The organism is Kitasatospora sp. NPDC087861, assembly GCF_044742585.1.
GTDB lineage: Bacteria > Actinomycetota > Actinomycetes > Streptomycetales > Streptomycetaceae > Kitasatospora.
This window is the reverse complement of sequence record NZ_JBIUUS010000013.1, coordinates 51608-59652: the sequence shown is the minus strand read 5'-3', so window position 1 is coordinate 59652 and position 8045 is coordinate 51608. Positions and strand designations below refer to the sequence as shown.

General features: G+C 75.4%; 8 protein-coding genes. 2 read left to right on the top strand and 6 right to left on the bottom strand.

Annotation, left to right across the window (positions count from 1 at the left end; genetic code table 11):
• Positions 1–307: 307 nt before the first annotated feature.
• The 6 genes from ACIOJE_RS19615 to ACIOJE_RS19590 form a co-directional block, all read right to left on the bottom strand.
• Positions 308–622, bottom strand: coding sequence for a hypothetical protein (locus ACIOJE_RS19615; protein ID WP_400777532.1), 315 nt, complete (start codon positions 620–622; stop codon positions 308–310).
• Between the two features lie 66 nt (positions 623–688).
• Positions 689–1063, bottom strand: a complete 375-nt coding sequence (locus ACIOJE_RS19610; protein WP_400777530.1) for a hypothetical protein — start codon at positions 1061–1063, stop codon at positions 689–691.
• 41 nt (positions 1064–1104) lie between these two features.
• The gene (locus ACIOJE_RS19605) at positions 1105–2310 is read right to left on the bottom strand and encodes an SUKH-4 family immunity protein (RefSeq protein ID WP_400777529.1); all 1206 of its coding nucleotides are present in this window, start codon (positions 2308–2310) and stop codon (positions 1105–1107) included.
• Positions 2311–2485: 175 nt separating this feature from the next.
• Positions 2486–2782: an Imm21 family immunity protein gene (locus tag ACIOJE_RS19600; RefSeq protein ID WP_400777527.1), complete on the bottom strand. Its 297-nt coding sequence runs from the start codon at positions 2780–2782 to the stop codon at positions 2486–2488.
• Positions 2722–3312 (bottom strand): DinB family protein, encoded by a 591-nt coding sequence (locus tag ACIOJE_RS19595; protein WP_280674173.1) that lies wholly within the window; start codon positions 3310–3312, stop codon positions 2722–2724. The genes ACIOJE_RS19600 and ACIOJE_RS19595 overlap by 61 nt, the downstream gene beginning before the upstream one ends.
• 251 nt (positions 3313–3563) lie before the next feature.
• Positions 3564–5240, bottom strand: coding sequence for a DUF885 domain-containing protein (locus tag ACIOJE_RS19590; RefSeq protein ID WP_400777525.1), 1677 nt, complete (start codon positions 5238–5240; stop codon positions 3564–3566).
• Positions 5241–5567: 327 nt separating this feature from the next.
• Here ACIOJE_RS19590 and ACIOJE_RS19585 point away from each other — a divergent pair, with 327 nt between their 5' ends.
• On the top strand, positions 5568–6311 hold the full coding sequence (locus ACIOJE_RS19585) for a hypothetical protein (protein ID WP_400777523.1): 744 nt from the start codon (positions 5568–5570) through the stop codon (positions 6309–6311).
• 3 nt (positions 6312–6314) lie between these two features.
• Positions 6315–8045: a DNA polymerase Y family protein gene (locus tag ACIOJE_RS19580; protein ID WP_400777521.1), complete on the top strand. Its 1731-nt coding sequence runs from the start codon at positions 6315–6317 to the stop codon at positions 8043–8045.

Below are 8045 nucleotides of genomic sequence, written 5' to 3'. Positions count from 1 at the left end.
CCGTCGACGCCGTCGACCACGCCTTCCGGGCCGTCGACCACGATGGCGCCTTCGGACACGAACGGCAATCCCTGCAACTGCTAGCCAGCATTTCGTGACGGTTCGTCGGTTCGTCCGGCGAGCCGTTTCGGATGTTCGCATTGGTGGTGGGCATGACTGGGGTCCAGCTCCCGCGTCGGGTGAGCGCCGGGTTCCGCGGCTCCAGCCACGGGGTGAGCCGTCGGGACAAAGTGTCGCGGTGTCACCAAGCCGGTCGACGCCCGCTGCACCTACGAGTACGAGAAGCGCGGCGGCCGGTGGCTGATCGTCAACCACCATTCTTCAGTGCTCCCGGCCGAGGGCTGAGCCGCAGCCCGGTTCGCTGGTCGGCACGCGAGGCATCGGCACGCGAGGCATCGGTGCGCGAGGCGACGGTGCGTAGCGTGATCCGCACGCCGAGCCCGCCGCCGGGCGGGTCCACGAGGGCCACGGTGCCGCCGCCGTTGACCCGGACGGTGATGGTGCCGCCGTCGGAGGAGACTTCCAGGGCGTCGGAGAGCACGTTGTCCAGCACCTGGTCCATGCCCGGTCCGGTCGGCACGTGCAGCCGCTCGCCGGCGTCCCCGGTCAGGGCGATCGCCACCCCGCGCTCGTCGGCTGCCGGGCGCCGGCCGCCCGGCCGCCCCGCCGCCCCACAGAACCGAAGGGCCTACCAGCCCGGCCCGTGCCCAGGCTGCCAGTCCAACCCCAGGTGCGGGCGCGGGCGGTGGATCCGCAGCAGCGTGCTCACCGACCAGACGACCAGGGTCAGCAGGGCGTAGAACAGCAGCAGCGCCCAGAACGGGGTGGTGGACACGCTCCGGTCCTCGAACCGGCACCACGCGTCCGGCGGCAGCCAGGACGCGCCCGTCTCCACCAACCGCCCGCCGCCGGGCACCAGGCCCAGCTCGCAGCGCGCGCCGAAGCCCAGCGACCGCACGTACAGCAGTCCGTACAGCGCACCCGCCGCGGCGAGGGGCAGGACGGCGCCGCAGGTGAGCAGCACCGTCCGCCTGCGCCCGGCCGCCGTACGGATGTTCGTCACCGGGGCAGCGTACCGGCGGGCGGCCCGGGGCGCCGCAAGGATCACCCGAGCAGGCCGCCCATGTGCGCGTCCTCGGCGAGCAGCCGCCACGAGCACCCGGGCGAGGCGAACGCCTCCGGGTCGACGGCCTCCACCAGCCGGTCCACCACGGTGCTCAGCAGTGACTGGGGGTCGAACACCGCCCAGGTGTCCCGGCCCCGCCCGTAGTCCCAGCGTTCCCACTCGGCGCGCAGTCGTTCGTACGTCCACAGCGCGTACAGCAGGGCGGACAGATCGCGGTTGAGGTAGGCCTCCGGCTGGCCGTCGTCGTACCAGTCCGGCAGCTCCAGCCGTCCGGTGGCGCCGTCCAGAGCGATCGTCAGATCCGTCGGCCAGTCCCCGAGCGCCAGGAACTCCCGCTGGTACGGGCGCTCCTCCTCGCCGTCGAAGTACTCCGGGTAGGCCTCCGCCATCGTGACCAGCGGCTCCTCGCAGACCCCGAACATCGCCCCGCCCAGCGGCAGTCCGACCTCGGTCAGCAGGCGCCGGGTCGGCTCGTGCACCAGCCCGGCGGGCAGGTCCTCGGCCCGGTAGCGGTGCACCAGCCCCGCGCCCCCGCCTGCGCCTGCGTCTGAGTCCGCACCCTCACCCGTCAGCGAGGCGAGCTCCGCCACCAGCTCCGCGCCCACCTCGTACGCGGGCCCGTCCGGGCCGCCCGGCAGCGCACCCCAGCCCAGCGCCCGTACCAGCAGCGCCGTGTCCCAGTGCGGGGGCGGCGTCGCGGACCGGCCGAACAAGCCCGGGTCGACCTCCCGCATCCGCCGCTCGGCCCCGGCCATCACCTCGGCGACCACCGCCGGCCCGCGCCGCCCGCCCAGCGCGTCCGCCCGCAGGGCCGCCTCGGCCACCGCCTCCACCTCCCGCACCAACCCGGCCAGTGCGGGCAGGTCGGAGGCCAGCAGGTCCCGCCGTATCTCCCCGTCGGCCGCCCCCGCCACGTCGGCCAGGAACACCTCGCCGGTCACCCCGTCCAGCAGGACCGGGCCACCGGCCGCGGCGAACGGCGCGCAGTACTCCGTCTCACCCAGCACGAACAACCGCCCCGTCCCCGGCACGGCCGCCAACGCCCCGTCGCCGAGCACCCCGAAGTCCAGGAACGCCCCGGAGGCCGGCAGCCCCTCCCGGATCAGGAACTCCCGGCTCCCCGCATGCACCACGCCGCCCGGCAATCCGTCCGCCGCCACCTGCGCGCACCCCGTGTGCCCCACGTGCCCCACCCTCCACAGCCCCGACCCTTGACCCCCAGACCCTAGCCGCCCCACCCGACAGCGCCGCCGACAATTCCCGCGCCCGGGCAGGCACGCAGCGCGGAACACCCTCGACCTCCCCGGCGCCCGGCGCCAACTCCCCGCCCGCGCCGGCCGTCCGCCGCTACGGCGCGGCTCACCGCCTACCGCCGCCGGGGAGCTCCAGCCGGACCAGGACGCGCCAGGTCTCCGGGGCGGGCTCCACGTGGGCGGCGCGGACACGGTGGCGCCCGGCGGGCAGGGCGAGGCGCAGCCGCCCCTCGGCCGCCGACTCCCCGCCCGTCCACGCGGCGTCGAACAGATCCGCCGGGCCTGCCGCCTGCCAGGACAGCCTCGCCGGCCCGGTCGTAGTCCCGGGCGCCGCCGGACGGGTCAGGCGAGTCCGCCGGCCTCCCGCGCGGCCTGCTCCACGCGGGCGTGGTGGGCCTGCCACCAGGCGGCGTCGCCGGGCGCGGTGTTGGCCCCGTCGGGGCGCTGGCCGGTGCCGCCGTCGACGAGTTCGCGGACGAGGTCGGCATGGCCGACGTGGCGGTGGGTCTCGGCGATCATGTGGACGAGGACCCGGTGCAGGGTCTGCTCGGCGCGGTTGCCGAACGGCACCCGGCCGATCGCGTCCAGCGGCAGCGCCTCGATGGTGGCGTCCGCGTGCGCCCAGACCCGGCGGTAGCGCCCGACGATCTCCTCCGTGCTCTCGTCCGCCCGCGCCCACAGGTCGGCGTTCGGTTCGGCGCCGCCGGTGATCCACAGCGGCGTCGGCTCCGCGAACGGCCGCCCGAAGGTGTCGCCGAAGTACATCGCCTCGGCCCCGGTGACGTGCTTGACCAGCCCCAGCAGGTTGGTCCCGGTCGGGGTCAGCGGGCGCCGGAGGTCGTACTCGGACAGGCCGTCGAGCTTCCACATCAGGACGTCGCGGGCGTCCTGGAGGTAGATCCGGAGGTCGGCCTTGGGGTCGGTCGTGGTCATGGCACCAGTCTGTGGACCACACCGAACCTGTCCACCGATTTCAGGCCCGCCCGGCAGCGCCGACCCGCGTCGGCGCTGCCGGGCGGGACGGCCGGAGTCAGACGGCGCATCGGCGGCCGGGGGCGCGATCTCACCGAAGGTTGAGCGCCGGAGTGTTCGTCTCGGCCTTGACCATGGCCGGACCGAGAACGTGGACGGGCCCCGTTCCGGAGGTCGTCATTCCCGCGGAGCGGGGCCCGTCGCTGCCGGGTTCACAGGGTGGAGAGCTGGTCGACCAGGTCGTCGAGGCCGAGCGAGCCCTGGGAGAGCGCCTTCATGTGCCAGGTCTTGAGGTCGAACGCGGCGCCCTGCCGGCGGCGGGCGGCTTCGCGTCCCTGCAGCCAGGCGCGCTCACCGAGCTTGTAGCCGATGGCCTGACCTGGCCAGCCGAGGTAGCGGACGATCTCGCTGCTGCGCAGTTCGGCGGGGCTGCCGTTGTAGGTGGCCATGAACTCGGTGGCGAGTTCGGGGGTCCAGTGCTCGCCGGGGTGGAAGCCCGCGTCGGCGGGGATGGCCAGGCCCAGGTGCATGCCGATGTCGATGATCACTCGGATGGTGCGCAGCATCTGCTCGTCGAGGAAGCCGAGGCGGTGGGCGGGGTCGGTGAGGAAGCCCAGGTCGTCCATGAGGCGTTCGGCGTACAGGGCCCAGCCTTCGATGTTGGCGCTGACCGTGCCCAGCGTGGTCTGGTAACGGCTCAGCTGGTCGGCGAGGGCGACCCACTGGGCGAGTTGCAGGTGGTGGCCGGGGACACCCTCGTGGTACCAAGTGGTGACGAGCTGCCAGGTCGGGAACGCGTCCCGGCCGAGAGCGGGCAGGTGCGTGCGCCCGGGGCGACTGAAGTCCAGGCTGGGGCCGGAGTAGTACGGTGCCGCGGCGCTTCCGGCGGGGGCGATCCGGGACTCCACCTTTCGCACCGGTCCGGAGATGTCGAAGTGGGTGCCGTCGAGGGCCTCGATCGCTTCGTCCATGATCTGCTGCAGCCAGTCACGGATCCCCTCCTCGCCCTTGACCGCGTGACCGTGCCGCTCCAGGTGGTGCATGGCGCCCCGGACTCCCGCTCCGGGCAGCACGCGTTCGGCCTCCGTACGCATCTCGGCCGCCGTCCGGTGGAACTCGCTCCAGGCCCAGGTGTAGGCCTCGTCCAGGTCGAGGTCGGCGCCCGTGTGGTGGCGTACGGCGAGCCGGTAGCGCTCCCGGCCGACCGCGTCCGGGGTGTCGGCGGTGGCCGGGGCGTAGGTGTCGCGCAGCCAGTCGCGGAATTCGGCGACGGCGGCGGTGGCTTTGAGGGCGGCGGCGCCCAGTTCGCCGCGCAGCTGCTCGGGGCCGGGGGCGACGAAGTCGGCGAACCACCCCGTGCTGTCGGTGCCCTCGCCGGTCCAGGCGGTGAGCTGGTCGGTGACCGCGGCTGCCTGGCGGGGCGCTGCGAGCAGGCCCTGGGAGATTCCCTCGGTGAGCGTCGCGCGGTACCCGTCGAGCGCGGCGGGCAGGTTGCGCAGTCGCCCGGCCACCGCTGCCCAGTCGTCGTCGGTGGCGGTCGGCATGAGGGTGAAGATGTCCCGCACGTGGTGGACGTGTGCGCCGATGTTGCGGAGCTGACGGAAGTTCTCGCCGGTGTCGTGCATGGCGAGTTCGGCGGTGAGGCGCTCCCGGAGCAGCCGGGCGCAGGCCCGGTCGGTGGGGTCGTCCGCGGCGGGGGCGGCGTCGAGCGCGGTGAGGGTGTGTCGGGCGATGTCGGCGAGCGCCTCGAAACCTTCCGGGGAGAGGTCTGGCTGCCGGTCGTCGCCCGGGTGCAGACCCAGCCAGGCGGCCTCCAGCGGGTCGTGTGCAGCCACCTGGTCGAGGTGGCAGTCGGCGATGGTGCGTGGGGTGATCGTTTCATCGGCCATGCCGCCATCCTGGCGCACCCTCCGGATGACGCGACGAGCGGCCGACACCGGCCAGTGCTTCCACCGGCCCGTTGCCGGTCTCGGAGGCGAGCCTGCCATCCTCGCCCCTCGACAGCCACAGCGCTCAGGCTTCGGTGAGACGAACCTACCGGTAACCAAGATCCGGTGAGAATGCGCAGCCTTCGCTGAGCCGAGACAACACGGAGTGTGACGGGTGGGGCGGAGGGTGTGGACTTGAATCTTTACGAACGAATGTTCGATCCTGGGGTTGTGCCCATTTTCGAATCTGTTTTCGAATCCATCGCCGAGCGGCCGACGCTCCGGCCGGTGGCGTCGACGGCCGTGCCGGAAAGCGCCCCGGAGAAGGGGGCGGGGCCGGAGGCGGCCGGGCGGGGCGTGGTGCCGGTGGTGCCGGCGTTGCGGGAGGTGCTGCCGGACGGCGGGCTGCGGCGGGGGACGGCGGTGTCGGTGGCGGGCGGGGACACCGGGCTGCTGCTGGCGCTGGCGGCCGGGGTGAAGGAGACCGAAGGGGGCTGGGCGGCGGCCGTCGGGTTGCCGGATCTGGGGCTGGCCGCGGCCGAGGGGTACGGGCTGGACCTGCGGCGGCTGCTGGTCGCGGACGACCCGGGGCCGCACTGGGCCGAGGTGGTGTCGGTGCTGGCCGGCGCGGTCGAGCTGGTCATGCTGCGCCCGGACGGCCCGGTGCCGCCGAAGCTGGCCGCCCGGCTGGCGGCGGTGCTGCGGCGCAGCGGCTGTGTGCTGCTGGTGGCCGGACCGTGGCCGGGTGCGACCCTGCGGCTGGGGGTGCGGTCCGGGCGCTGGTTCGGACTGGGGGACGGCCACGGCCAGCTGGCCGGGCGGCAGGTGGAGGTGGTGGCCGAGGGGCGCGGCTCGGCGGTGCGCGGGCGGACCGCCCGGCTCTGGCTGCCGGACGAGCACGGCGCGGTACGGCCGGTCCTGGAGCGGCCGGTCTTGGAGCGGCCCGTTCCGGAGCGCCCCGTCCTGGAACGGGCCGCCCTGGAGAGGGCCGGGGCCGTCGAGCAGCCGCTCGAACAGGTAGCGGTGGTGTGAGCGATGGCGGACGACAGAACGCCGCGGGTGCTGGTGGTCTGGTGCCCGGACTGGCCGGTGGCGGCCGTCACCGGCGACGGCCCGGTGGCGGTGACCGATGGCGGGCGGATCCTCGCCTGCTCGGCGGGTGCCCGGGCGGCCGGGGTGCGGCAGGGGCAGCGGCTCAAGCTGGCCCAGCGGCTCTGCCCGGCGCTGGAGCTGCGCGACCGCGACCCGGAGGCGGAGACCCGCCGCTTCGAGCCGGTGGTTGCGGCGGTGGAGGCGTTCACCCCGAGGGTGGAGGTGATCCGCCCGGGCCTGTGCGCGATTCCGGTGAAGGGGCCGGGGCGCTACTTCGGCGGTGAGGAGGCGCTGGCGGCCATGGTCCGGACGGCGGTGGTGGACGCGCTGGCGCGGGAGCCGGTGCCGGATGCCGTCCCCGGCGCGGCCCCTGTCCCCGGCACGGACACTGCGCTCGCCACCCCCGCCACTCCCGCCACGACGGAACGCCCCCCGCACGCCCAGGTCGGCGTCGCCGACGGCCTGTTCGCCGCCGTGCTCGCCGCCCGCGCCGGGGTGCTGGTGCCGGCCGGGCGGACGGCGGAGTTCCTCGCGCCGTACCCGGTGAGCGCGCTCGGCGACGAGGCGCTGGCGGAGCTGCTGGGGCGGCTCGGCCTGCCGACCGTCGGGGCGTTCGCCGCACTGCCGCCCGAGGCGGTCGCGGACCGCTTCGGCCCGGCCGGGACGGTGGCGCACCGGCTGGCCCGGGGATTGCAGCCGCGCCCGCTGGTGCCGCGCGACCAGGAGCCGGACCTCGCCGTCGAGCAGCGCTTCGACCCGCCCGAGCGGCTGGCGGAGCCGCTGGTGTTCGTCGCCCGCACGCTGGCCGAGCGGCTGCACCAGCGGCTGGCCGGGGCCGGGCTGACCTGCCGCCGGGTGGCCGTCGAGGTGGCCTGCGCGGACGGGCGGACGGCCTCGCGGCTGTGGCGGCACGAGGGCCGGCTGTCGGCGACGGCGTTGGCCGAGCGGGTCCGCTGGCAGCTCCAGGCCTGGCAGGGCGCGGGCACCTTCACCCCGCCCGCCGGAAGCACCGCCCCTGACGACCCGGACCGCACCGAAGGCCCGGTCCGCCCCGCCGACCCGGACCGCCTCGCCGACCCGGACCGACCTGCCGGCCCCGCCGACCCCGACGCCGGCTTCACCCTGCTGCGCCTGGCCCCCGACGGCCTCTCCCCAGACCAGGGGCGCCAACTGGCGCTGTGGGGACAGGCGGTGGCGGACGACCGGGTGGAGCGTGCGGTGGCCCGAGTGCAGGCGGTGCTCGGACACGCCGGGCTGCGCCGGATCGAGCCGGCCGGCGGGCGCGGCCCGGGCGAGCAGGCGGTCAAGGTGCCGTGGGGCGAGCCGTACGAGGCGGCGGCGCCGGCCGACGCGCCCTGGCCCGGTCGGCTGCCGGACGTCTGGCCGGCGGTGGTGCTGCGGGAGCCGGCGCCGGTGCGGGTGCTGGACGGGGCCGGGCAGCCGGTCACGGTGGACGGCCGGGCGGGGGTGTCGGCCCGGCCGGCCCTGGTGGTGTTCCAGGGGCGGCGGGAGCGGGTGGACGGCTGGACCGGTCCCTGGCCGGCGGTCGAGTACTGGTGGGACCAGTCGCTGGCCCGCCGCCGGGCGCGGTTCCAGGTCGTGGTGGGCGGTGGCCGGGCGCTGCTGCTCACCGTGGAGGGGGGTGCGTGGTACCTGGAGGCCGGCTACGACTGA

Bases quoted from the DNA above. Each gene is read 5' to 3' on its own strand.
- ACIOJE_RS19580 (WP_400777521.1), top strand. From the start codon at position 6,315: ATGGCGGACGACAGAACGCCGCGGGTGCTGGTGGTCTGGTGCCCGGAC.
- ACIOJE_RS19590 (WP_400777525.1), bottom strand. From the start codon at position 5,240: ATGGCCGATGAAACGATCACCCCACGCACCATCGCCGACTGCCACCTC.
- ACIOJE_RS19595 (WP_280674173.1), bottom strand. From the start codon at position 3,312: ATGACCACGACCGACCCCAAGGCCGACCTCCGGATCTACCTCCAGGAC.